General features: G+C 69.7%; 22 protein-coding genes and 1 tRNA gene. 21 read left to right on the top strand and 2 right to left on the bottom strand.

Annotated features, from left to right (window positions below):
• Positions 1 to 37 precede the first annotated feature (37 nt).
• From ACSBPH_RS08215 to ACSBPH_RS08200, 4 genes are read left to right on the top strand one after another with little or no spacing between them, the layout of a single operon-like run.
• Entirely contained in the window at positions 38 to 967 is a 930-nt protein-coding gene (locus ACSBPH_RS08215) for a carbohydrate ABC transporter permease (protein ID WP_442577100.1), read from the top strand.
• Positions 964 to 1,887 carry a carbohydrate ABC transporter permease gene (locus ACSBPH_RS08210; protein WP_442577099.1) on the top strand — a complete coding sequence of 308 codons (924 nt, stop codon included), beginning with the start codon at positions 964 to 966 and terminating at the stop codon, positions 1,885 to 1,887. The genes ACSBPH_RS08215 and ACSBPH_RS08210 overlap by 4 nt, the downstream gene beginning before the upstream one ends.
• A gap of 52 nt (positions 1,888 to 1,939) precedes the next feature.
• Complete coding sequence (gene arfA / locus ACSBPH_RS08205) at positions 1,940 to 3,451, top strand: arabinosylfuranosidase ArfA (protein WP_442577098.1); 1,512 nt, start codon at positions 1,940 to 1,942, stop codon at positions 3,449 to 3,451.
• Positions 3,452 to 3,497: 46 nt separating this feature from the next.
• Positions 3,498 to 4,520: a LacI family DNA-binding transcriptional regulator gene (locus ACSBPH_RS08200; RefSeq protein WP_442577097.1), complete on the top strand. Its 1,023-nt coding sequence runs from the start codon at positions 3,498 to 3,500 to the stop codon at positions 4,518 to 4,520.
• A gap of 36 nt (positions 4,521 to 4,556) precedes the next feature.
• Here ACSBPH_RS08200 and ACSBPH_RS08195 read toward each other — a convergent pair whose 3' ends face one another.
• Positions 4,557 to 5,561 carry an NADP-dependent oxidoreductase gene (locus tag ACSBPH_RS08195; protein ID WP_442577096.1) on the bottom strand — a complete coding sequence of 335 codons (1,005 nt, stop codon included), beginning with the start codon at positions 5,559 to 5,561 and terminating at the stop codon, positions 4,557 to 4,559.
• Positions 5,562 to 5,782: 221 nt separating this feature from the next.
• On the opposite strand from ACSBPH_RS08195, the gene ACSBPH_RS08190 reads away from it, so the two are divergent.
• From ACSBPH_RS08190 to ACSBPH_RS08170, 5 genes are all read left to right on the top strand, one after another.
• Positions 5,783 to 6,613, top strand: a complete 831-nt coding sequence (locus ACSBPH_RS08190) for a DUF4397 domain-containing protein (RefSeq protein WP_442577095.1) — start codon at positions 5,783 to 5,785, stop codon at positions 6,611 to 6,613.
• A gap of 44 nt (positions 6,614 to 6,657) precedes the next feature.
• Positions 6,658 to 7,275: a class F sortase gene (locus ACSBPH_RS08185; protein ID WP_442577094.1), complete on the top strand. Its 618-nt coding sequence runs from the start codon at positions 6,658 to 6,660 to the stop codon at positions 7,273 to 7,275.
• Positions 7,272 to 7,865: an RNA polymerase sigma factor gene (locus tag ACSBPH_RS08180; RefSeq protein WP_442577093.1), complete on the top strand. Its 594-nt coding sequence runs from the start codon at positions 7,272 to 7,274 to the stop codon at positions 7,863 to 7,865. The genes ACSBPH_RS08185 and ACSBPH_RS08180 overlap by 4 nt, the downstream gene beginning before the upstream one ends.
• Complete coding sequence (locus tag ACSBPH_RS08175) at positions 7,852 to 8,676, top strand: anti-sigma factor domain-containing protein (protein ID WP_442577092.1); 825 nt, start codon at positions 7,852 to 7,854, stop codon at positions 8,674 to 8,676. Before ACSBPH_RS08180 ends, ACSBPH_RS08175 begins: the two co-directional genes overlap by 14 nt.
• Before the next feature lie 229 nt (positions 8,677 to 8,905).
• Positions 8,906 to 10,198, top strand: a complete 1,293-nt coding sequence (locus ACSBPH_RS08170; protein WP_442577091.1) for an LCP family protein — start codon at positions 8,906 to 8,908, stop codon at positions 10,196 to 10,198.
• A gap of 140 nt (positions 10,199 to 10,338) precedes the next feature.
• Here ACSBPH_RS08170 and ACSBPH_RS08165 read toward each other — a convergent pair whose 3' ends face one another.
• Positions 10,339 to 11,253 (bottom strand): hypothetical protein, encoded by a 915-nt coding sequence (locus ACSBPH_RS08165; protein ID WP_442577090.1) that lies wholly within the window; start codon positions 11,251 to 11,253, stop codon positions 10,339 to 10,341.
• A gap of 184 nt (positions 11,254 to 11,437) precedes the next feature.
• Between ACSBPH_RS08165 and ACSBPH_RS08160 the strand changes: the two genes are divergently transcribed.
• From ACSBPH_RS08160 to ACSBPH_RS08105, 12 genes are all read left to right on the top strand, one after another.
• Positions 11,438 to 11,529 (top strand) — tRNA-Ser (locus ACSBPH_RS08160).
• Between the two features lie 523 nt (positions 11,530 to 12,052).
• Positions 12,053 to 13,018 (top strand): acetylxylan esterase, encoded by a 966-nt coding sequence (locus ACSBPH_RS08155; protein WP_442577089.1) that lies wholly within the window; start codon positions 12,053 to 12,055, stop codon positions 13,016 to 13,018.
• A 320-nt stretch (positions 13,019 to 13,338) separates the two neighbouring features.
• A complete protein-coding gene (locus tag ACSBPH_RS08150; protein ID WP_442577088.1) occupies positions 13,339 to 15,456 on the top strand; it encodes an MMPL family transporter in 2,118 nt (705 codons plus the stop codon).
• The gene (locus ACSBPH_RS08145; RefSeq protein ID WP_442577087.1) at positions 15,419 to 16,675 is read left to right on the top strand and encodes a sensor histidine kinase; all 1,257 of its coding nucleotides are present in this window, start codon (positions 15,419 to 15,421) and stop codon (positions 16,673 to 16,675) included. The genes ACSBPH_RS08150 and ACSBPH_RS08145 overlap by 38 nt, the downstream gene beginning before the upstream one ends.
• A complete protein-coding gene (locus tag ACSBPH_RS08140) occupies positions 16,675 to 17,298 on the top strand; it encodes a response regulator (RefSeq protein WP_442577086.1) in 624 nt (207 codons plus the stop codon). Before ACSBPH_RS08145 ends, ACSBPH_RS08140 begins: the two co-directional genes overlap by 1 nt.
• Positions 17,299 to 17,390: 92 nt before the next feature.
• Entirely contained in the window at positions 17,391 to 17,867 is a 477-nt protein-coding gene (locus tag ACSBPH_RS08135) for a DUF2871 domain-containing protein (protein ID WP_442577085.1), read from the top strand.
• Between the two features lie 125 nt (positions 17,868 to 17,992).
• Complete coding sequence (locus tag ACSBPH_RS08130; protein WP_442577084.1) at positions 17,993 to 18,730, top strand: hypothetical protein; 738 nt, start codon at positions 17,993 to 17,995, stop codon at positions 18,728 to 18,730.
• A complete protein-coding gene (locus tag ACSBPH_RS08125; RefSeq protein WP_442577083.1) occupies positions 18,727 to 18,957 on the top strand; it encodes a helix-turn-helix domain-containing protein in 231 nt (76 codons plus the stop codon). The genes ACSBPH_RS08130 and ACSBPH_RS08125 overlap by 4 nt, the downstream gene beginning before the upstream one ends.
• A 90-nt stretch (positions 18,958 to 19,047) precedes the next feature.
• Positions 19,048 to 19,389 (top strand): VOC family protein, encoded by a 342-nt coding sequence (locus ACSBPH_RS08120; RefSeq protein WP_442577082.1) that lies wholly within the window; start codon positions 19,048 to 19,050, stop codon positions 19,387 to 19,389.
• A gap of 158 nt (positions 19,390 to 19,547) precedes the next feature.
• On the top strand, positions 19,548 to 20,291 hold the full coding sequence (locus ACSBPH_RS08115) for an alpha/beta fold hydrolase (RefSeq protein ID WP_442577081.1): 744 nt from the start codon (positions 19,548 to 19,550) through the stop codon (positions 20,289 to 20,291).
• A gap of 75 nt (positions 20,292 to 20,366) precedes the next feature.
• Positions 20,367 to 21,296, top strand: coding sequence for an alpha/beta fold hydrolase (locus ACSBPH_RS08110; protein WP_442577080.1), 930 nt, complete (start codon positions 20,367 to 20,369; stop codon positions 21,294 to 21,296).
• Between the two features lie 95 nt (positions 21,297 to 21,391).
• Positions 21,392 to 22,168, top strand: a complete 777-nt coding sequence (locus ACSBPH_RS08105) for a thermonuclease family protein (protein ID WP_442577079.1) — start codon at positions 21,392 to 21,394, stop codon at positions 22,166 to 22,168.
• Positions 22,169 to 22,230: the final 62 nt, after the last annotated feature.

Genomic DNA, 22,230 nt, shown 5'->3' with positions numbered 1-22,230 from the left:
CCGACCCTCGGTCATCCCTCGGACTCCGGGAGAAATCATGACCGCCTCTTCTACCGCCACCCCTGTCCCCACCAAGCGCCGCCGCGCCACGGCGGCCCGTCAGAACCTGACCGGCTGGCTCTTCGTCGGCCCGTTCGGGATCGTCTTCCTCGCGCTGCTGGTGCTGCCGATCGGCTTCGCGCTCTACCTCAGCCTCTTCCAGAAGTCGCTCATCGGCGGGACGAGGTTCGTCTTCCTCGGCAACTACGCGAAGGCGTTCACCGACCCGTCGTTCCTCGACGGCGTGTGGTTCGTCATCCGCTTCTCGCTCGTGCTGATCCCGCTGCAGATGGCGGTGTCGCTCGCGATCGCGCTGATCCTCGACATCGTCGTGTCGCGCTTCGCCCGGTTCTCGCGGCTCATGATCTTCATGCCCTACGCGATCCCGACTGTCATCGGGGCCCTCATGTGGGGGTTCCTCTACAGCGACAACTTCGGTCCCCTCGCGGAGATCTTCGAATCTTTCGGTCGCCAGGCCCCTGATTTCCTGAGTACGGGCCTCATCTTCTACGGCCTGCTCAACATCGTCACGTGGCAATGGGCGGGCTACTACATGATCATCCTTTACGCCGCGCTGCAGGGCATCGACCCGACGCTGTACGAAGCGGCGCGCATCGACGGGGCATCCCAGTGGCAGATCGTCCTGCGCATCAAGATCCCGCTCGTCGCCCCGGCTCTCCTGCTCATCCTGGTCTTCGCCCTCATCGGCACGCTCCAGTTCTTCAATGAGCCGAAGATCCTGCAGCAGCTGGCCGCCGGCTCGATCCCCGACGACTTCACACCCAACATGTACGCGTATCAGCAGGCGTTCTCGCTGGCCAACTACAACTACGGTTCGGCGATCTCGTTCGCGCTCGGCGCCGTCGTGTTCATCTGCGTCTACATCTTCCTGTTCGCCACCCGCAAGCGAGGGAGCTTCTTCTCATGAGCGTCACTCCCATGGAGCTCACCGGCACCAGCGCGAAAGACACCTCCGACACCCGGAAGCGTCCGATCCGCACGCGCGGCCGCATTCCGCTGAACATCGTCCTCGCGCTCCTGATGGTGTACTTCCTGATCCCGTTCTGGTGGGTCATCGTCAACAGCTCGAAGACGTCGGCGGGTCTCTTCGGCGGCGGCAGCGCGCTGTGGTTCGCCGACGACATCAACTACATCGGCAACCTGGTCGACCTCTTCACCTACGGCGGCGGCATCTATGCGCGCTGGCTCGGGAACTCCGCGCTCTACGCCCTCGTCGGCGGCCTCGGGGCGACGGTGCTCGCGGTGCTCGCCGGCTACGGCTTCGCCAAGTACCGCTTCGCGGGGCGCCGGGCCGCGTTCGCGATCGTGCTCGGCGCCGTCATGATCCCGATGACGGCGCTCGTCATCCCGACGTTCGTGCTGTTCGCGCAGGTGGGATGGACGAACACGATCTGGGCGGTCATCTTCCCGACGCTCCTCAACCCGTTCGGCGTCTACCTCATGAACGTCTACGCGCGGGATGCCGTGCCCGACGAGCTGCTCGACGCCGCCCGCGTGGACGGCGCCGGCGAGTTCCGCATCTTCAGCCAGGTGGCCCTCCCGATGCTGCGCCCCGCCATCGTGACGGTGCTGCTGCTGTCGGTTGTGGCATCGTGGAACAACTACTTCCTGCCGCTCGTGATGCTGTCGGACAACCGCCTCTTCCCCGTCACGGTCGGCATCGGCCTGTGGCAGTCGACGGCCTCGACCTACGGCGCCGCGGGCGGCCAGAGCCTGTGGAGCATCATCATCCTCGGCTCGCTCGTCTCGGTGATCCCGCTGATCATCGCGTTCCTCACCCTCCAGAAGTACTGGCAGGGCGGCCTGACCATCGGAAGCCTCAAGTGAATCCCGGCGCAGTCCGCTCCGCCTTCGTTCCCCTGTCCACTGGAAGAGAAGAATGATCCGCGCACACCTCACCATCGACCCGCACTTCGAGGTCGGCCCCATCAACCGCCGTCTGTTCGGCTCGTTCGTCGAGCACCTCGGCCGGTGCGTCTACGACGGCATCTACGAGCCGGGCCACGAGCACGCCGATGCGGACGGCTTCCGCACCGATGTGATCGAGCTCGTGCGGGAGCTCGGCGTCTCGACGATCCGCTACCCCGGCGGCAACTTCGTGTCGGGGTACCGCTGGGAGGACGGTGTCGGACCGCGCGAGGACCGCCCCCGCCGCCTCGACCTCGCGTGGCACTCGACGGAGACCAACGAGATCGGTCTCGACGAATTCGCGACGTGGCTCACGAAGGTCGACAGCGAGCTCATGTACGCCGTCAACCTCGGCACGCGCGGGGTGCTCGAGGCGCTGGACGTGCTCGAGTACGCCAACATCCGCTCCGGCACGGAACTGTCGGACCAGCGTGTCGCCAACGGGCACCCCGAGCCCCACGGCATCCGCATGTGGTGCCTCGGCAATGAGATGGACGGCCCCTGGCAGCTCGGCCACAGCACCGCGCAGGAGTACGCGCAGCTCGCCTCGAAGACGGCGCGCGCGATGCGGCAGATCGACCCCGACCTCGAGCTCGTCGTGTGCGGCAGCTCGAGCGCCCAGATGCCGACCTTCGGTGAATGGGAGCGCGTCGTGCTCGAGGAGACGTACGACAACGTCGACTTCATCTCGTGCCACGCGTACTACGAGCCCAAGGGCGACGACTACGGCAGCTTCCTCGCGTCGGCGGTCAACATGGACCGCTTCATCGACGCCGTCGTGGCCACGGCCGACCACGTCAAAGCGATGCGCAACACCGACAAGACGATCGACATCTCGTTCGACGAGTGGAACGTCTGGTACCAGTCGCGCTACGACCAGGTCGACAAGATCACGGATGTCGACGCCTGGCCGGTCGCGCCGCGCATCCTCGAGGACTCCTACTCGGTGCTCGACGCCGTCGTCTTCGGCAACCTGATGATCTCGCTCATCCGCCACGCGGACCGGGTCACGTCGGCGAGCCTCGCCCAGCTCGTCAACGTCATCGCGCCGATCATGACCGAGCCCGGCGGCCCGGCCTGGCGGCAGACGACGTTCTTCCCGTTCTCGCTCACCTCCCGGCTGGCGCGCCCGGTCGCCCTCGAGCTCAAGCTCGACAGCCCCACGTACGTCACGGAGCGCTACGGCGAGGTCTCCCTCGTCGACGCGGTCGCGACGCACGATCACGAGAGCGGCGGAACGACGGTCTTCGCCGTCAACCGCAGTCTGACGGATGCCGCGACCCTCACGATCGATTCACGCGCCCTGGGTGCAGTGACGACCGTGAGCGCCACATCGATCTTCGACGACGACATCCACGCGGCCAATACGCTCGAGCACCCCGATCGCGTCGCGCCGAAGGAGAACGACTCGGTCGACGTGTCGGAGGGGGCGGTCAGTGTGACCCTGCCGCCCTGCTCGTGGACCGTTCTCACGATCGACTGAGCCGCGCGGCGATGCGAAGACGGCGTGCTCGGCCCGTGGACGCGACATGGCACGTGCGCAGCGGGTGACGCTCAAGGAGATCGCGGCGCGCACCGGTGTGTCGATGACGACGATCTCGAAGGTGCTCAACGGGGCGGCGGATGTCGCGTCCTCCACGCGCGAGCTCGTCGAAGAGCAGCTGCGCGCGAGCGGGTACCGCCGGCGCAAGAGCAGGCAGCGGCGCGAGTACGTCGAGGTCGTGCTGCACGAGCTCGAGGGCGAGTGGGCGCTGGCGATCATCGAGGGCGTGCGCGAGACGGCGGCGCAGACCGGCCTCGCGATCTCGCTGTCGGTGAGCGGTGACCGGTACGCGCCGGCGGACGACTGGCTCGACTCGGTCGTGCGGCGCAGTCCGACGGGGATCATCCTGCTCTTCGCCGGAATCACGGCCGAGGGGCGCGCGAAGCTCAAGGCCCGAGGCATCCCGTTCGTCCTGATCGACCCCGCGGGCGACCCGGCCCCCGGCGTCCCGTCCGTCGGATCCGCCAACTGGGCGGGTGGGCTGGAGGCCACGAGGCACCTCATCGACCTCGGGCATCGGCGCATCGCGGCGATCACCGGACCCGCCGACGTCATGTGCTCCCTCGCGCGGCTCGACGGCTACCGGTCGGCGCTCATGGCGGCCGGTCTCCCGGTCGACGCGGAGCTCACGCGCTTCGGCGACTTCGACAGGGAGAGCGGGGAGCGCCACGCGCACGCGCTCCTGAGCCTCGCCGATCCGCCGACGGCGATCTTCGCGGGAAGCGACGTCCAGGCCCTCGGGGTGCTGCACGCGGCGGCGGCGCGCGGGGTCACCGTCCCCCGCGAGCTGTCGGTGGTCGGCTTCGACGATCTCGCCGTCGCCGAGCTCGCGAGCCCCCGGCTGACCACCATACACCAGCCGCTGCGCGAGATGGCGGAGCAGGCCACCCGCCTCCTCCTCAGCCTGCTCGAAGACAGCCCGCCCGAGGTCACCCGCGTCGAACTCGCGACGAGCCTCGTCGTGCGGGACTCGACCGCGGCGCCCCCCGTCGGGCGTCCGGAAGGCTGAAGCCGGGCGGTCACGGGGAAGGACCGGAGGCTTGCCCTACGCGGCGTAGCCTCCCGTCATCGCCTCGTGCACCTCGCGGGCCTTGATCGTGCGGTACGTCGTCACGGGCCTCGTCGCGAGCACGATCTTGCCGCGGGAGTGCAGTTCCGCGAGGTCTTCGAAGGCCTCGCGGATGTCGGCGAGCGGGTAGAGCCCCGACACCAGCAGCCGGAATGCGCCCGCCTCGGCGAGCTGGACGAGGCGGCCGAGCTGCCCGGTGCCGTGGGCGACGGCTTCGGGGTCGTCGCGGAGGAGACTCAACTCGACCTCGCGCCGGTCGGCGCTGGACCGGTATCGCGTGTCGGCGACGCCGAGCTCCTGCGCGATGTCGCGGCCGTCCTTGCCGAAGTTGTCGATGAACGCCGTGACCGGCCCCTCGGCGACGCGCCTGATCCGCTCGACGATCCCCTCGCCGTATCGCACCGGGATGATGCCGAGCTGGCGGAGGTAGTCGAAGTTGCGCTCCCCGCACGTGCCGATGACCCGTGCTCCGCGGTGCTTCGCCAGCTGCGTCTCGATGCTTCCCACCCCGCCCGCGGCCGCCGACACGACGACGGTGTCGCCGGGCCCGATGCGCAATTGGTCGAGGGTGTCGAGCGCTGTCGCGCCGGCGAGGTAGAGCGCACCGGCGACCTCCCACATGAGCTTCGCGGGCTTGCGGACGAGCGTCGACGTCGGCACGGTGACGTGCGTCGCGTGCGCGCCCGTGCGCACATGCCCGACGACGTGCGAGCCGACGGGGAATTCCGCGTGGGGGCCTGTGGCCACGACGATCCCGGCGAAGTCGCTGCCCGAGCGGCGGGGCCACGGATCATCCGACCAGGTGGATTCCTTGCCGTTGCGCACGAATGCGTCCATGTGATTGAGCGAGGTCCCGATGACCTCGACGATGACCTCGCCCGGCCCGGGCGGCGCGACCACCTCGGTGCGCTCCTGCAGCACGTCGGCGTCTCCGTAGCCCCCGTACTCGAACCACGTCGCCTCGATGACCCGGTTTCTCATGGCGGTCCTTTCGTCAGGTCGTCTCACGAACCAGCGGAGGAGGACCCCCGCTCATCGTCAGAGGTCGAAGCGGTGAGCGGGGGCTGATGAGTTGTTCCGTCCGGATGCCTCGTCCGGATGCACCTCGACCGAATTCAAGATCCCTGCATCCGAAATCGCACCTCACGGGGAAGTCACTGTCGAAGAGCGGTGACCGACCGCTCATGACAAGGAGGAAGACAGTGCGCAAGACAGCAGCCGCCGGCCTCGCGGTCGGCCTCATCGCCGCCCTCGGCTTCGCCGTGCCCGCATCCGCGAGCACGAGCGATTCAGCTCAACTCTCGGTGCTCCACGGCATCCCCGACACGCCCGTCGATGTCTACGTGAACGGCGCTCTCACGCTCGACGACTTCCAGCCGGGCAAGCTGGCCGGACCCCTGACCCTTCCGGCAGGCGACTACGAGGTCGCCCTGACGGCGCCGAATGCCGCCGACGCCAGCTCGCCGATCCTCGGCCCGGCGACCATCACCCTCACGGCAGACGGCGACTTCACCGCCGCCGCCTACCTCTCCGAGAGCGGGCAGCCCTCGCTGAAGCTCTTCCAGAACGACACGGCCGCCACCGCCGCCGGGCAAGGGCGACTCACCGTCCGGCACGTCGCCGCGGCGCCCGCCGTCGACGTGCTCGCGGGCGGCAGCCCCGTGATCGAAGACCTCACGAACCCGAACGAGAAGACGCTCGACCTGCCGGCGGGGCCGGTCTCGGCATCCGTCGCCCTCGCAGGCACCACCGAACCCGTGCTCGGACCGACCGACGTGCAGATCCAGGACGGCGTCCTGACGATCGTCTACGCGTGGGGGAGCGCCGAGGACGAGAACCTGGCCCTCGCCGTGCAGACCGTCTCGGTCGCGCACTCGAACCCCGGGGGAGTGCCCTCGGGCACGGCCGGCTACCTCGCGCAGCGTGACACGACGATGTCGTTCATCGCGCTCGCCGGGGCGGGCGCCCTCGCCATCGCCGCTGCGGCAGCCACCGCGCTGGCGATGCGGCGCCGGCAGGAGGCGCGCCGCTGATGCGCGCCGGCACGCCGCGTCGACACGGCCGGGACGGGCTGGCGATGGCCACCCTCATCGGCACGGTCGTCGCGGCGTGCCTCACCGCCTGCGCGCCGACGGGTGCGGGAGTGACGACACCCTCCCCATCACCATCCATTCCCGCACCCGTGCCTCCGACCGACGTCGTCGAGGTGCCCGTCACCTCCGCCGCGGTCCCGCCGCCCGCCGCGCGCATCGCCCCCGACCGCCTCGTCATCGAGTCGATCGGCGTCGACATGCCGGTGGTCGACGTCGGCGTCGAACCCGGCGGGCAGATGCAGCTTCCCGTCGATCCCGCCGTGGCGGGCTGGTATCGCTACGGACCGGATGCCGCGGCCACGGCCGGTCACGTCGTGCTGGCCGCGCACGTCGACGCCGTCGACTACCCGATCGGGCCGCTCGCGAACCTCCGCGACGTCGCCGTGGGCTCGACCATCGCCGTCATGGCCGCCGACGGCTCCACCCGGACGTGGGTCGTGGAATCGCTCACCTACTACGAGAAGGCGGCGCTCCCGACCGACGAGCTGTTCGCCCGCGAGGGCGATCCCGCTCTCGTCGTCATCACGTGCGGTGGTCCGTTCGATGCCAGTACGGGCCATTACCGGGATAACGTGGTCGCGATCGCAAAGCCGCAATCATGAGGAGCGAGGGGCACGTGGAGCCGGATGCCGCTCTCGAGGGCGCCTCGAACGCCGAGGCCGCTCTCAACGCGCGATTCGTCGCGGGTGACGAGCGGGCGCTAGCCGAGGTCTACCGTCGGTGGTCGCCGGTCGTCTTCACGCTCGCGCTGCGATCGCTCGGCGACCGCAGCGACGCCGAGGACGTCACCCAGCGCACGTTCGTCTCGGCGTGGACGTCGCGCGCGAGCTACGACGTCACGAAGGCCCGCCTGTCGACCTGGCTCGTCGCGATCGCCCGGCGCCGCATCGCCGACATGCACGAGTCGCGCGCGAAGATCCGCGCGCTGCAGGCCGAGATGGAGCGGGTGACGAGCCCCGACGACCTCGTCCGCGAGCCGCCGGACCTCTCCGAGACGCTCCTCGTCGCCAACGAGATGCAGCAGCTCGAACCCGACGCCCAGGCCGTCATGCGGCTCGCGTTCTTCGACGATCTGACGCACGAAGAGATCTCGCGGCGACTGGGGATGCCTCTGGGTACTGTCAAGAGCCACATCCGGCGAAGTCTCACCCGCATGCGCAACCGATTGGAGGTGACCCGTGTCACACCTTGACCCCGAACAGCTCGCCCTCATCGCGCTGGGTGAGCCCGTCGCCTCTCCTGCGGAGCGCGAACACCTCACGTCGTGCCCGGTCTGCGCCGCAGACGTCACCGAGCTCTCCCACGCAGCGGGTGTCGCGCGGTCGACGATGGACGATCTCGAGCTCGAGGCTCCGCCCGGCCGGGTCTGGGGCCGCATCGCCGATGAGCTCGGTCTCGCCGCCGAGATCGGCCCCGACGAGCCGGCCGGCGTGGCCGGTGTCGCCGACGTCGACCCCGGAGCCACGGACGACCGGTCGTCGTCGCCGTCGCGCGGGGCTGCGCAGACGGTGACGGATGCCGAGGCCGCTGCCGCGGCATCCGCCCCCTCCTCCTCGACTCGACCTCGCCGCGGTCACCGCGGATGGTGGGCGCTCGCGGCATCCGTCGCCCTCGTCCTCGTGATCGGCGGGGGAGTGTGGCTCGGACTCGGTACGGTCGCGCCGACGTCGATCGCCTCGGCGTCGCTGGCGGCGTTCCCCGACCATCCGAAGGCCATCGGGTCGGCGGAGGTCGACGAATCCCGCGACGGCACGCGCACCCTCACGGTCACGCTGAAGGGCGCCTCGTCTTCGGCCGACTACCGCGAGGTCTGGCTCATCCGCAACGACGGCGGCGCCCTGATCAGCCTGGGCGTGCTCGACGGATCCAAGGGCTCGTTCGCGATCCCCGCCGGTGTCGATCTCTCGGAGTACGACCTCGTCGACATCTCGTTCGAACCCGTCGACGGCAACCCGGCGCACTCGGGCGACTCGATCGTGCGCGGCCAGCTCACGTTCGCCTGACCGGCTCACGTTCGCCTGACCGGCTCACGTTCGCCTGACCGGCTCCCGTTCGGCTGAGGGAGGGCGTTCAGCGACGCCACAGAAGCGCGTGAGAGTATGAGGAGGTTTCCGACGTGAATCCGAGATTCTGAGAACTCGTCCCTCAGATCGATAGCCGAGACTCCGCTCCCGACGATGTCGGACGGGTCGGCGCCTCGAGGGCGAGACCCATTCCCCCGAGAGGACCCGAGTGAGCCAGACGACTGAGCCTGACAAGCACGGCCGTCGCACGGTGGCGCGGCACGGCGCGCTGACGTCGCCGCATCCGATCTCGCAGATCCTCAAGATCCTCGGGATCGTGGTGGCCGTCGCGCTCGTCTCGGGCGCCGGAGTCGCGGCGTATGCCGCCATCGACATCACGTCCAACTTCACGAAAGACGCCGTGGCACTCGAGGGCCAGGAGTCCGTTCCGCCCGACATCGGCGCGATCGAGGGCGGTGTCAATCTGTTCCTTGCGGGGACGGATGCCTGTGAACCCGCCTACGCGCAGTACTTCGGCGATCGCTGCACCGGCAAGGACGCCGAGGGCGAGCTCAACGACGTCAACATGCTCGTGCACATCTCGGACAATCCGCGTCGCGTCACCGTGATCTCGTTCCCGCGAGACCTCATGATCCCCATCCCCTCCTGCACGAAGGAGGACGGCTCGACGTCGCCGGCGATGAGCAAGCAGATGCTCAACTCGGCATACACCTACGGCGGCCTCGGCTGCGTCGTGAAGACGGTGTCGCAGCTGACGGGCCTCGACATCCAGTACGCCGCCAAGATCACGTGGGGCGGCGTCATCGAGGTCACCAACGCCATCGGCGGTGTCGAGGTGTGTCTCGCGAACGGCATCAAAGACCCGTACACGGGCATCGACTGGCCCGCCGGCATGCGCAACATCGAGGGCATCGACGCCCTGCAGTTCCTGCGCACGCGCCACGGTGTCGGCAACGGCGGCGACCTCGGCCGCATCTCGAACCAACAGCAGTACATGTCGCGGCTCGCGCGCAAGCTCGTCAGCGAAGAGGTGCTGTCGAACCCCGCGACGCTCTACAAACTCGCGACGACGGCGGTCGACAACATCACGCCGTCGCAGAGCCTCACCAACCCGCTGACCCTCGTGCAGATCGCCCTCGCGGTCAAGAACGTGCCGTTCGACGAGATCGTCTTCGTGCAGTACCCCGTCAACGACGACCCGCAGGACACCAACCGCGTCGTGCCGAACAAATCGGCCGCCGACGCGCTGTGGGCAGCCCTCGCGGCGAACCAGCCGATCCAGCTGACGGGCGACGTCAGCCAGGGCGGCGGTGTCGTGGTCGTCGAGCCCACCCCCGGTGCGACCGACGCGGCGACGCCGGCCCCCGAGGCCTCGGCGACGACGAGCCCCGACGGCTCGACGCCGGCACCGACCGAGTCCGCGGTGGAGCTTCCCTCGGCGATCGCCGGCCAGACGGCCGCGCAGGAGACGTGCTCGAACGGGAACGTCAAGAACCGCTGACGCAGCGCCTCCGCCCGGTGCCGGTCACCGGAGCGGAGGTTTCTGAGAGTGGTCACGCTGCGCCACGCCCTGACGCAGAACACCCGGCGCCCGTTGCGGGCGCCGGGTGATCCGTCAGACGAGTGATCTGAGGGCGCGGGTCACTCCTCGTAGCCGAGACCGACGCGGTCGATCCGGCGGTGGTAGCGCATGCCGGTGATGCCTCCGAGGAGGGCGCCCACGAGGGTCACGACGGCCGCGCCGACGGCGGTCAGCACGCCCGTGAGCGTGAGCTGGTCGGCGGTCACCGGGATGCGGGGGAAGCTGTTGAGGTTCCCGAAGATGTCCCACTGGCTTCCCGCGATGGCGGCGATGATCGCCACGATGATCGCGATGATGATGGCCCACAGCCAGACGCCGAGGCCCTGCATGAGTCCGCTGAAGCGGGCCATGCGTCCGGCGACGTAGCCGCCGGCGAAGTAGCCGACGAACAGCACGATCCCGATGACGATCGCCCCGATGATGGTCGCGGCGCCCATGTTCTGCTGGGCAGCGTCGGCGGCATCCTGCGCCGTCTGCGGCGCGGTCATGCCGATCGCGCCGCCGATGGCGGCGACGACCGCGGTGAGCAGCACGACGAGGCCCATCGCCGTCAGCCATCCGAAGAACGCCGAGCCGAACTTCATGCCGCCGAAGCGCTCTCGCTCGCGGGCCACGACGTCGTCGCGCGCGATGACCGCGCCGGCGGCCCCTGCGTCCACCGGACGGCGGTCGGCGGGCACGGTGCGGTCGGCCGGGACGGTGCGGTCGGCGTAGCCGTCGCCGTTGGTGTCGACGCGCCGGGTGTCGGCGGGCACGGTGCGGTCGGCGTAGCCGTCGCCGTTGGTGTCGACGCGCCGGGTGTCGGCGTAGCCGTCGCCGTTCGTGTCGACGCGCCGGGTGTCCGCCTGGTCCATCGCAACGGTGCGGTCGGCGGGAACGGTGCGGTCCGCGGGGGCCGTCCCGTCGGCGTAGCCGTCGCCGTTGGCATCGACCTCTCTGCGCGGATAGGCCTGATCAGGGGGGTTTGTACTCATGGAGGAACCGTAGGCTGGGCCGCCGTTGCAGACACGGGGGTTGCCTGCGGCGGCTGTTCGTCGTACGCTCTCGCCGCGGCATCCGGAATCTTGCGCCCGATTCGGCACGCGACCCGGCGTTTTCTGGCGGGGGAGAGTCCGGGTTATGATTGCTGAGCGCGTCCGCCCTTCGGTGTGGATGCCTGGAGACGTCGCATAGTCAGGCCTAGTGCACCACCCTGCTAAGGTGGAGTCCTCGCAAGGGGACCGAGGGTTCAAATCCCTCCGTCTCCGCCACAGAACCCCCGGTAAAGCGGGGGTTCTTGCGTCTCTCGTGTGGCCCGAAGGGCCGCCTTTGAGCGGTCGCCTCGCTCCCAAGGGCTGACGGCGGGTGGGGCGCTGCTGCGCCACCCACCGGGGACGAGACGCCGACCACCGCGCGTCTCCCTGCGCGCCTCGCGCACCGGCGTGTGGACGTTCTCGCCCCCGACCGCCATCGCCCGGTGTCTCCTTGGTGTCGTCAGCGCGGCCCACAGACGGGTCGGCAATCGATCTGTGAAGATCAGCGACGCGAGCAGGCGGGCCACCACGAGATGACATCGAAGAAGCATCGATCAATCATCTGCTCGACAGCGTCCCGTACAAGCGGATGAAGCCGGAGAAGGTGTCGATCCCCGAGCGGCTGGGCCCGACGACTACGAGCGACCGCCGCGCGAGAAGTTCCGCTATGGCCCCGACCTCGCCTCGGACTTGGCGAAGTAGACTTTTCCGTCTGCCCAGATCGAACCGGTCTGCGCGGTGGTCTTCGTGAGGAGCAGCGTTGCCGAGACTCGATCTCCCTCTCGCCGAACTGCAGGCCTATGCGCCCGAGGTGTCGGTCCCCGACGACTTCGACGAGTTCTGGCGCAGCACCCTGGCTGACGCTCGCGCGGTCGAGGCGCCTGTGGTCGTCCACCGGGTGCCGAGTCCGTTGACCACGGTCGAGGTCTTCGACATGACCTTCCCCGGCTACGCCGGCGACCCGATCAAGGCATGGTTCCTCGTGCCGGCCGGGTCCACGGGGCGCTTGCCGGCTGTCGTCGAATACAACGGCTACGGCGGTGGGCGGGGCCTCCCGAGCGAACGCCTCGGGTGGGTCTCATGCGGGTACGCCTACATGTTGATGGACACGCGTGGGCAGGGATCGGCCTGGGGATCCGGTGGCGACACCCCCGACCCGCACGGCACCGGCCCCTCCTTCAGCGGCTTCATGACGCGGGGGATCGAGTCGCCGGCCGACTACTACTACCGCCGCGTGTTCACGGATGCGGTCCGTGCGATCGACGCCGTGCGAACCCTCGACCGCGTCGATCCGGAACGCGTCGCCGTGTGCGGCGGCAGCCAGGGAGGGGGCATCACGCTGGCCGCCGCGGCGCTGAGTGACGGACTGATCGCCGCCATGCCGGACGTCCCCTTCCTGTGCGATTTCCGCCGTGCCGTCGGCTTCACCGATAACGATCCCTATCAGGAGGTCGTGCGGTATCTGTCGATCCATCGGGGGGCGGAGGACCGCGTGTTCGACACACTCTCGTATTTCGACGGGGTCTCCTTCGCGATGCGGGCGTCTGCTCCGGCGCTCTTCTCCGTCGGCCTGCTCGACCCGATCTGTCCTCCCTCGACCGTGTATGCCGCGTACAACCACTACGCAGGACCGAAGGCGATCGAGGTCTACCCGTTCAACGAGCACGAGGGCGGCCACACCTACCAGTGGCAGGCGCAGGTCGAGTTCCTCGCCGCCCTCGTGTGACGGCCGAACCGGCGAGCGTCGCCGGGCCTCTTTCGAGGGTGGCCTGTTCGGGGACGCTTGTGGTTGGTGTGGGCGCGGGGTAGCAGCCACACGCGTCTCCGTTTTCGGGGGGGCGGGCACTTCGGGGGCGCTTGTGGCTGGTACCGCCGCGGCTAAGCAGCCACACGCGACCCCTTCCTCGCGGGGGCGCAGGGCCCGGGTCATGCGCGGCCAGCCGCCGGCGAGCAACGGGTCGCCCGACCCCTCTCATCCTTTCGATGGAGACGCGGGTCGACAGGAGGACTGATTCCTCCGCACGAAGCCGCGGCTGGGATGGGTGGGTGCGTTCCTTCTCAGAATCCCTCTCCCGTTCGCTGACCTCGCGCCGGGGCGCGTGGGTCTGGCTCGTCGTCGGCGTCCTCGTTCTCGTCGCCCTCATCGGCGGGTTCGGGCGGGCATCCATGACCGCGTCGAATCAGACCGCGCCGCCCGACTCGGAGTCGGCGCGCGTCGCCGCGCTTGCCGCGCAGTTCCCCGACGCCGACGACCGGATGCTGATCGTGGTGGCCTCGACCGCCGACGATTCGACGCTCAGCGACTCGCAGGCCGCGCAGCTCACGACGCTGGTCGCTGATCTCGGCGAGTTGGAGGGCGCGCGCGTGCTCGGCCCCTTCCCGAGCGACGACGGACGGGCCGCGGTCGTGCAGGTGACCGCGCCGGTCTCGGACGACGACGCCGGCGCCGATCGGGCTCTCGTCGAGAAGGTGCGCGAGGTCGTCGGCGACCGGACCATCGACGGAGTGACGCTTCACGTCACGGGCGGCCCCGCGTTCGGCGTCGATGTCGCCTCGGCGTTCGACGGCGCCGACTTCACGCTTCTTCTCGTGACGATCGGGATCGTGGCCGTGCTGCTCGTCTTCACCTACCGTTCTCCGATCCTGTGGCTCTTCCCCCTCGTGGTGGTGGCGATCGCCGACCAGGCGGCGAGCAAGGTCACCGTGGCCCTCGGCGGGGCGCTCGGCCTGCAGTTCGACACGGGCATCGTGAGTGTGCTCGTGTTCGGAGCGGGCACCAACTACGCCTTGCTGCTGATCTCGCGCTACCGCGAGATCCTCGCGGTCGAGCCCGATCACCGGCGGGCGCTCGCGGCGGCATGGCGGGGCACTGCGCCGGCGATCGTCGCCTCCAATGTGACGGTCGTGCTGTCGCTTCTCACGCTGGTCCTCGCGACCATCCCGGGCACGCGCGGGCTGGGCATCGCGTGCGCGCTCGGTCTCGTGATCGTCCTCGCGGCGGTGCTGTTCGTGCTGCCGCCCGCGCTCGCCGTCTGCGGGCGCGGCGTGTTCTGGCCCTTCGCGCCACGCGCGGGCGAGCAGACGGCGCCGCGAAGCAGGATCTGGCAGACCGTCGCGTCTCGTGTCGTGCGTCGTCCTCTCGTGCCGCTCATCGGCGGGATCGCATTGCTGGCCGTCATGGCGGCGGGACTGTTCGGCACGTCGATCGGGCTCAGCCAGGTCGAGAAGTTCCGCGTCGCGTCGGAGTCGGCCGCGGGCCTCGAGACGCTCGGCGAGCATTTCGACGCGGGTCAGGCGCAGCCGTTCGTGATCGTCTCGCGAGAAGCGGAGGCGAAGGCGGTGACGGATGCCGTCGAATCGGTGTCGGGTGTCGTGCGCGTGACGACCTCGGCCACGAGTGCGGACGGTGACCTCGTGCGCCTGTCGGTGGTGGGCGAGCCCACGCCCGGAACCCCTGAGAGCCGCGCGCTCGTGAGCGAGCTGCGGGACGCCGTGCATGCCGTGGCCGGCGCAGACGCGCTTGTGGGCGGACAGGGCGCGGCCGACGTCGACGCGCGGGACGGGAACCTCCGGGACGTCCTCGTGATCGCCCCGCTGATCCTGCTCACGACCTTCCTCGTGCTGCTCGTGCTGCTGCGCGCCCTCGTTGCGCCGGTCCTGCTGCTCGCGGTCAACACGCTCAGCGCCGTCGCCGCGATCGGCGCGGGTGCGTGGGTCGGGCGCGTCCTGTTCGGCTGGGACGCGTTGGACCTGCAGGTGCCGCTGCTGTCGTTCCTGTTCCTCGTGGCGCTCGGGGTCGACTACACGATCTTCCTCGTGCATCGCGCGCGCGCCGAGGCGCGCACTTCGGGAACCCGCGAGGGGATGGTGGCAGCGCTCGCGGCGACGGGCGGGGTGATCACGAGCGCGGGTATCGTGCTCGCCGCCGTCTTCGCGGCACTGGGTCTTCTGCCGTTGGTCACGCTCGGTCAGATCGGATTGATCGTCGGCATCGGCGTGCTCGTCGACACCTTGGTGGTGCGCACCCTGGTGGTGCCGTCGCTGTTCTCGCTCGTGGGCGACCGGATGTGGTGGCCGAGCCGTCCGGCGGCCCCCGCGGGACGATCGGGAGAGGAAGAATCAGAGGATGCCGCGCCCCAACCCGCCCTCGCCGAGACGCCATGAGCCGGGGCGTCGTGAGGACGGCGAGCGCGTGAGCTGGTCGATCCGGCTCGGCCAGTCGGTCATCACGATGGTGCTCCTCGTGATAGCGACCCTCCGCGCGGTGGCGGACGGCACCCCGGCGCCCTGGGCGCTGTCACTGGGACTCATCTTCGCAGGGTGGTACTTCGGCGGTCTGATCCTGGCGGGCCGCACCCGCGACCCCGTTCTCGCGACGTGGTGGCTCGCCGGGCTCGCGCTCATCTGGGTAGGGACGGTCGCGGTCTCGGCCGAGTTCGTCTGGCTGGCGTTCCCGCTGTGGTTGCTCGCCGGATTCATCCTGCGCCTGCCGTGGGCGATCGGCTTCAGCGCCGTCATCCTGATCGTGGTGGTCGGTGCGCCGCTCATGCACACCGGATCCACCACCTACGCCAACGTCATCGGACCTCTCGTCGGGGGAGTGTTCGCCTTCGGCATCTCGCGTGGATATCTCGAACTGGTGCGCGACGGGCGTGAGAGGCGGCGGCTGATCGCCTCGCTCGTCGCCGCGCAGGAGGAGACGGCGCAGCTGCAGGACGAACTGGCCCGCACGCAGCGCGAGTCGGGCGCGGGTATCGAGCGCGTGCGGGTGTCTCGCGACATCCACGACACCGTCGCTCAGTCGCTGTCGTCGATCGGCATGCTCGCGCGCGCCGCGCAGACGGCGCCGCCGGGCGAGATGCCGGCTGCGCTCGGGCAGATCGATCAGCTCGCTCGTGACGGACTCGTCGACGCGCGCCGCATCGTGAACGCGATGACGCCCGCGGAGCTGGAGGGCTCGGCCCTGGGCGACGCGCTGCGGCGGATGCTGGCGAAGCTCCAGGAGGAGACCAGCATCCGCACCGACCTGCACATCGACGAGAGTCTCCCGGCTCTTTCGATGGCCGCCGAAGTGGCACTGCTGCGTACGGCGCAGTCGGCGCTCGCGAACGTACGGCTGCACGCCGGCGCGACTCGTGTGGTCATCACGATCGCGGATGCCGGTGACAGCATCCGCCTCGATATCGTCGACGACGGCACGGGGTTCGACGCCACGGGATGGGCCGCGCGCCGGCCACGCCGGCCCGACGGCTCGGGCTACGGGCTGCGCGCGATGCGCGCTCGACTGCGGGAGCTAGGCGGTGACCTGGACGTCGAGAGCGCCCCGGGTGACGGCGTCGCGCTGTCGGCATCCGTACCCATCACGTCGAACGGAGGGGCGTGATGACCGCACCGCGCGTGATGCTCGTGGACGACCACCCGATCGTGCGCGCGGGGATGCGGTCGCTGTTCTCGGCCGCCAGCGATGTGGAGGTGGTGGGCGAGGCTGCCACCGGAGAGGAGGCCGTCGCGCTCGCCCGGTATCTTCATCCGGATGTCGTGCTGTGCGATCTGCGCCTCGGAGAGGGAATCGACGGCGTCGAGACGACGCGCCGGCTCCGCGAGCTCGACCCGGCGCCTGCCGTGGTGATCCTCACCACCTTCGACCGCGATGCCCAGATCCTCGGGGCGGTGGAGGCCGGCGCTGCCGGCTACCTCCTGAAGGATGCTCCGACGGACGAGATCCTCGCCGCGATCCGCAGTGCCGCGGCCGGACAGCTGGTGCTGTCGCCGGCGCTGACCGCCCGCATGGTGCAGGTCATGCGCGCGCCGCGGGTGAAGCTCACCGAACGCGAGCTCGAAGTGCTGCGACTGCTCGAGACAGGCGCATCCAACCGCGAGATCGCCAAGTCGCTGTTCGTCACCGAGGCGACCGTGAAGACCCACCTCGTGCATGTCTTCGAGAAGCTCGGCGTCGACAGTCGCTCACGTGCGGTCGCTGCAGCGCGGGAGAGCGGCATCCTCTGAGCAGTCGCGATCGCCGCGATCTCCATCCTTCGGACGATCCGCCGGTGGGCTGCTGCGGGGAGCGTGGAAGGTGACATCGAAAGGAATCCCCCATGCGTCGCCTGTTCTACGCCTCGTTCGCCTACATGATCGTCGGAGTGCTCTCCGGCCTCTTCTACCGCGAGTTCACCAAGCTCAACGACTTCCCCGAGGGGCAGTTCACGCAGCTCGGCCTCGCCCACACGCACCTGCTCACGCTCGGCTTCATCGTGCTGCTGATCGTCCTCGTCCTCGAGAAGGTCTTCACGCTCTCGCGCAGCCGGCTGTTCGGCTGGTTCTTCTGGCTCTACAACGCCGGTGTGATCCTCACTTCCGCCATGCTCGTCTGGCACGGCAGCCTCACCGTCCTCGGCCAGGAGTCCAGCAAGATGATCGCGGGCATCGCGGGCACGGGCCACATGCTCCTCACCGCTGCCATGGTGCTGCTCTTCCTCGCCCTCGGCCGCGCCATCACGCGTGACCGCGCCATCACGCCCGACCGTGCGAACGGGTCGCCCGTCGATGAGCCGGCGGTCGCGACCCGGGCATGACCGCGGCGTGACCGCCCGCCGGTGACGACGGTGACACGGTGGGCGGATGACGAGCCTTGACCGTGCCCCGGGGCCGCTATAACGTTCTTCGTTAACAACGAATATCGTTAAAGCGAGGAGCTGCAATGCCGCCCTGGGAGTTCATGGCCTGGATCGTCATCCCTCTCGCGGTCGCCACCGCGATCATCGTCGCGGTGGCGATCGCGCGGCGCGCACCCGCGCGCGGATCGGGCGGCCTGACGCGGTTCGAGTCGTACACGGTGTCGTTCGTCGGAGCGGCAGCCATGCTGACGGGGCTCCTGTCGGCCGTCAGCCTCGTCGTCCTCACCGTCCAGGGACTGACCGCGAACCCCCTCCGGGTCGACGACATGCCGTACACCGGCTCCCCGATCCCGGGGCTCGAGGTGGTCGAGAACATCGCCGGCAGCGGCTACCAGTCCGCGTGGCTGGATGTTTCGGGCATGCCCGACGGAGCCCGGTGGCTGCTCGTCCTGCAGGAGACCCTCCCGGGTCTGGCTGCACTCGCGATCAGCATCGCCGTGGCATGGCTCGCGATCGTCATCATCCGGGAGCGCCCGTTCACGCGGGCGATCCCGCACGCGATCGGCGTCGCCGCGATCGCGATCATGGTCGCCGGTATCGGCAGCCAGGTGGCGGGCGCTTTCGGTCGCGCAGCCGTGACGGACTATCTCGGCGCCCGGGAAGTCACGGGCGTGAGCGCGGAGGGCGCGAGCGAGTCTCTGGGGTACTTCGCGCTCGCCCTCGACCTGTCGCCCATCGGGTGGGCGTGCGGGCTGCTGCTGGTCGCCATGGCGTTCCAGATCGGCACGCGCATCCAGCGCGACACGGATCTTCTCGTATGACCCCCGCACCCGACGATGGTCCGAGCGGAGTGCACTGCCGCCTCGATGAGCTGCTCGCCGAACGCGAGATGACACTGACGGAGCTGTCGCGGCTGGTCGGCGTGTCGATCGTCAACCTCTCGATCCTCAAGAACGACCATGCCCGGGCGATCCGGTATTCCACGCTCTCGGCGATCTGCCGCGCACTCGACTGCGAGATCGGCGAGCTCCTCGTCCGCACAGACTGAGGGGCCGGGAATCTCCGCGCGCCCCGAAGCTCCCTGCGACCCCCACGCATCGCGAGCGGCCGGCGGGGGAGCGGGGCTAGGATCACGGCCATGGTCGACCTGTTCGCGGGCTTCCCTGTCGTCGACTACGGGCGCGCGCTGGAGTGGTACAGGCAGGTGCTGGGCGTTGAGCCCAGCTTCCACCCGAACGATCGCGAGGCCGTCTGGGAAGTCGGTCCTCACTGCTTCGTGTACTTCGAGGTGCTCCCCGGCCGGGCCGGCGGATCACTCAGCATGATCATGGTCGACGACATCGATGCGAAGGTGGCAGAGATCGCCGAGCGGAGTGTCGAGCCGCTCCGCATCGAGCGGTATGCCGAAGGCATGCGCAAGGTCGTCTACCGGGATCCCGACGGGAACGAGCTGTCTTTCGGCGGAACCAGCTCCAGCTGATCGCGCGGGCTGTCACACTCCGCCGTCGTTCCCGGTCTTTCCTTGCATGGTCGGTCAGCCGGCCACGGCCGCCGTCGAGCGCGTTGCGCGTGTTCCGGGCAGGGACTCGCGCACACCTTCCCCGACGCGTGACCCCACACCGCATGAAGGAAGAGACTATGACCGACCAGAAGCCCACCATCGTCCTCGTCCACGGCGCGTTCGCCGAGTCCGCCTCGTGGAACGGCGTGATCGCGCGCCTGCACGAGCACGGCGTCCGTGCGATCGCCGCGGCCAACCCGCTGCGGAGCCTCGCCGGCGACGCCGCGTACATCCGCGACGTCATCGCCTCCGTCGAGGGCCCCGTCGTCCTCGTCGGCCACTCCTACGCCGGCATGGTGATCACCCAGGCCGCAGCCGACAACGACCGCGTGGTCGCACTTGTCTACGTCAACGCGTTCGTGCCCGGCACCGGCCAGAGCGCGTTCGACCTCTCGACCAGCGCGCCGGGGAGCACGCTCGGCGATGCACTGGCCGCCTACCCCGTGACCGGCGGCGGCGCCGAGTTCGTCATCCGTCCGGAGCTGTTCCACGACCAGTTCGCCGCCGACGTGCCCGCAGACGTCACCGAGATCATGGCCACCACGCAGCGTCCCGTGACTCAGGCCGCGCTCTCGGAGGCGCTCACCGCCGAGACCCCGGCGTGGAAGCAGATTCCGTCGTGGCACGTCTTCAGCGACCAGGACCGCAACATCCCCGTCGCCGTCCTGCGTGCCGGCGCCGAGCGCGCCGGATCGCGGGGGACCACCGAGATCGCGGGAGCCTCGCACGCCACCGCGGTCTCGCGGCCCGACGTCGTGGCCGCGACGATCGCCGCGGCGGGCAAGGCGTACGTCGCCTCGCTCGAGGCCGTCGCGGTCTGAGATCCCCCTGCGTGGTGGCGCCTCGGGGCACTCTCCGGTCCTCGGGGCGCCACCGCTTCACAATGGAGAAGGCAGATGACTCTTCCCACCTTTTGGACCGAGGTCGTCGCGGCAGGCGAGCTGTCTGTCGCCTACGTCGACGAGGGCGACCCCGCCGCCGAACCCGTCGTGCTGCTGCACGGCTTCCCCTACGACGTGCACAGCTACGCCGACGTCGTCCCGCTTCTCGTCGATGCGGGGTACCGCGTGCTCGTGCCGTATCTGCGCGGTCATGGCCCGACACGATTCCGGGATGCCGCGTCCGACCGGTCGGGCCAGCAGGCCGCGCTGGGGGCCGACCTTCTCGCGTTCCTCGACGCGCTCGACCTCGAGCAGCCGATCCTCGCCGGATACGACTGGGGCGGTCGCGCCGCGTGCGTGGTCGCCGCGCTCTGGCCCGAGCGGGTGGCGGGGCTCGTGTCGGTCAACGGCTACCTCATCCAGGAGATCGCGGCATCCGCCCTTCCGATCCGCCCCGATCTCGAAGCCGGCTTCTGGTACTTCTGGTACTTCGCGACCGAGAGAGGACGGGCCGGGCTCGAGCTCAACCGCCGCGAGATCGCCGAGGTGATCTGGCGGAGGAACTCGCCGCGGTGGACCTTCGGCGAAGACGAGCTCGCGCGGGTCGCCGCAGCTTTCGACAATCCCGACTACGTCGAGGTCGTCATCCACTCCTACCGGCATCGCCTCGGACTCGCGGCGGGCGCGTCCCGCTACGCCGACATCGAGCGACGTCTGGCCGGCCTGCCGCCCATCAGCGTGCCGACGATCACCCTCGACGGCACGGCGGACGGCAACTTCCCCGCGACCGACGGATCGCAGCACGCCCGTCTGTTCACCGGATGGCGCGAGCACCGTCAGATCGCCGATGCGGGCCATCACCTCCCGGCCGAGGCGCCGCACGCCTTCGCCGAGGCGATCCGCGACGTCTCCGAGCCGCCGGGCGACGGCGCCGGGACCCCCTGACGCCACGGTGCGAAGCGGTGACGACGACGCGTCGCAGGCCGGGGCGCGTTCGTCGCTCGCGGGCAGAGTCCGCAGGAGGTTCTATGCTCGGCGGCATGCGTGGATTTCGGACGGCGGCGATGCTCCTGGCCGCCGGTTCCCTCGTCGGGTGCGCGGCCGGTTCGGCGACGGATGCGGGCCCGGCGCCGACCGCTGCCGTCGAGTCCGGGGTCACGCTGAAGTATGTGGTCGACGGCGATACGATCGAGACGAGCGCCGGCACCGTGCGCATCATCGGGATCGATGCGCCCGAGCGTGACGAGTGCGGGTATGCCGAGGCATCCGCTCTCGTCTCGTCGCTCCTCAGCCCCGGTGACGCGACCGTCCTCGTGCTCCCCGAGGGCGAGAACGCCGAGGACCAGCACGGTCGGATGCTGCGGTACGTCGACACCGCGGACGGCGTCGACGTCGCGCTCTCGCTGCTGACGGCCGGCCTCGCGGTGGCACGATACGACTCCACCGACGGCTATCCCGCTCACCCCAGGGAGTCGGGCTACCACGCGGCGCAGGTCGCCGCGCTCTCGCCGGATGGCTCGGTCGTCACCGTCGCGTGCAAATCCGCGGCCGACGCGGCCGAGCAGGAGAGGCTCGCGGCCGAGCAGGAGAGGCTCGCGGCCGAGCAGCAAGCCGTGCAAGCACCTGCGGCGCCCCCGGCCGTCGACGAGTGGTGGAGACAGTACTCGTCGTGCACGAAGCTCAAGAAGAACCCGAACGGGCACCCGACAGGACCCTTCTCCCGCGACGACCCGGCCGAAGCGGCGATCTACGACTGGTTCGCCAACGGGACGGGCAACAACGGGGACGGCGAAGGCGACGGGCTCGCCTGCGAGTAGGCGTTGCCACGTCGCGTGGCCCGCCGCGCAGGGCCACCGCTGCCGGCGCGCTAGCGTTGACG

This window comes from Microbacterium sp. F51-2R (assembly GCF_052180235.1).
Classification (GTDB): domain Bacteria; phylum Actinomycetota; class Actinomycetes; order Actinomycetales; family Microbacteriaceae; genus Microbacterium.
Note: the sequence above shows the minus strand (reverse complement) of the source record. Positions and strands in the feature narration are given on the sequence as shown.

What these genes read in the sequence shown, in the direction of transcription:
- ACSBPH_RS08215 (WP_442577100.1), top strand. Translation starts at nt 38, where the DNA reads ATGACCGCCTCTTCTACCGCCACCCCTGTCCCCACCAAGCGCCGCCGC.
- ACSBPH_RS08210 (WP_442577099.1), top strand. Translation starts at nt 964, where the DNA reads ATGAGCGTCACTCCCATGGAGCTCACCGGCACCAGCGCGAAAGACACC.
- arfA (WP_442577098.1), top strand. Translation starts at nt 1,940, where the DNA reads ATGATCCGCGCACACCTCACCATCGACCCGCACTTCGAGGTCGGCCCC.
- ACSBPH_RS08200 (WP_442577097.1), top strand. Translation starts at nt 3,498, where the DNA reads ATGGCACGTGCGCAGCGGGTGACGCTCAAGGAGATCGCGGCGCGCACC.
- ACSBPH_RS08195 (WP_442577096.1), bottom strand. Translation starts at nt 5,561, where the DNA reads ATGAGAAACCGGGTCATCGAGGCGACGTGGTTCGAGTACGGGGGCTAC.
- ACSBPH_RS08185 (WP_442577094.1), top strand. Translation starts at nt 6,658, where the DNA reads ATGGCCACCCTCATCGGCACGGTCGTCGCGGCGTGCCTCACCGCCTGC.
- ACSBPH_RS08180 (WP_442577093.1), top strand. Translation starts at nt 7,272, where the DNA reads ATGAGGAGCGAGGGGCACGTGGAGCCGGATGCCGCTCTCGAGGGCGCC.
- ACSBPH_RS08165 (WP_442577090.1), bottom strand. Translation starts at nt 11,253, where the DNA reads ATGAGTACAAACCCCCCTGATCAGGCCTATCCGCGCAGAGAGGTCGAT.
- ACSBPH_RS08145 (WP_442577087.1), top strand. Translation starts at nt 15,419, where the DNA reads ATGCCGCGCCCCAACCCGCCCTCGCCGAGACGCCATGAGCCGGGGCGT.
- ACSBPH_RS08140 (WP_442577086.1), top strand. Translation starts at nt 16,675, where the DNA reads ATGACCGCACCGCGCGTGATGCTCGTGGACGACCACCCGATCGTGCGC.
- ACSBPH_RS08135 (WP_442577085.1), top strand. Translation starts at nt 17,391, where the DNA reads ATGCGTCGCCTGTTCTACGCCTCGTTCGCCTACATGATCGTCGGAGTG.
- ACSBPH_RS08130 (WP_442577084.1), top strand. Translation starts at nt 17,993, where the DNA reads ATGCCGCCCTGGGAGTTCATGGCCTGGATCGTCATCCCTCTCGCGGTC.
- ACSBPH_RS08125 (WP_442577083.1), top strand. Translation starts at nt 18,727, where the DNA reads ATGACCCCCGCACCCGACGATGGTCCGAGCGGAGTGCACTGCCGCCTC.
- ACSBPH_RS08120 (WP_442577082.1), top strand. Translation starts at nt 19,048, where the DNA reads ATGGTCGACCTGTTCGCGGGCTTCCCTGTCGTCGACTACGGGCGCGCG.
- ACSBPH_RS08115 (WP_442577081.1), top strand. Translation starts at nt 19,548, where the DNA reads ATGACCGACCAGAAGCCCACCATCGTCCTCGTCCACGGCGCGTTCGCC.
- ACSBPH_RS08110 (WP_442577080.1), top strand. Translation starts at nt 20,367, where the DNA reads ATGACTCTTCCCACCTTTTGGACCGAGGTCGTCGCGGCAGGCGAGCTG.
- ACSBPH_RS08105 (WP_442577079.1), top strand. Translation starts at nt 21,392, where the DNA reads ATGCGTGGATTTCGGACGGCGGCGATGCTCCTGGCCGCCGGTTCCCTC.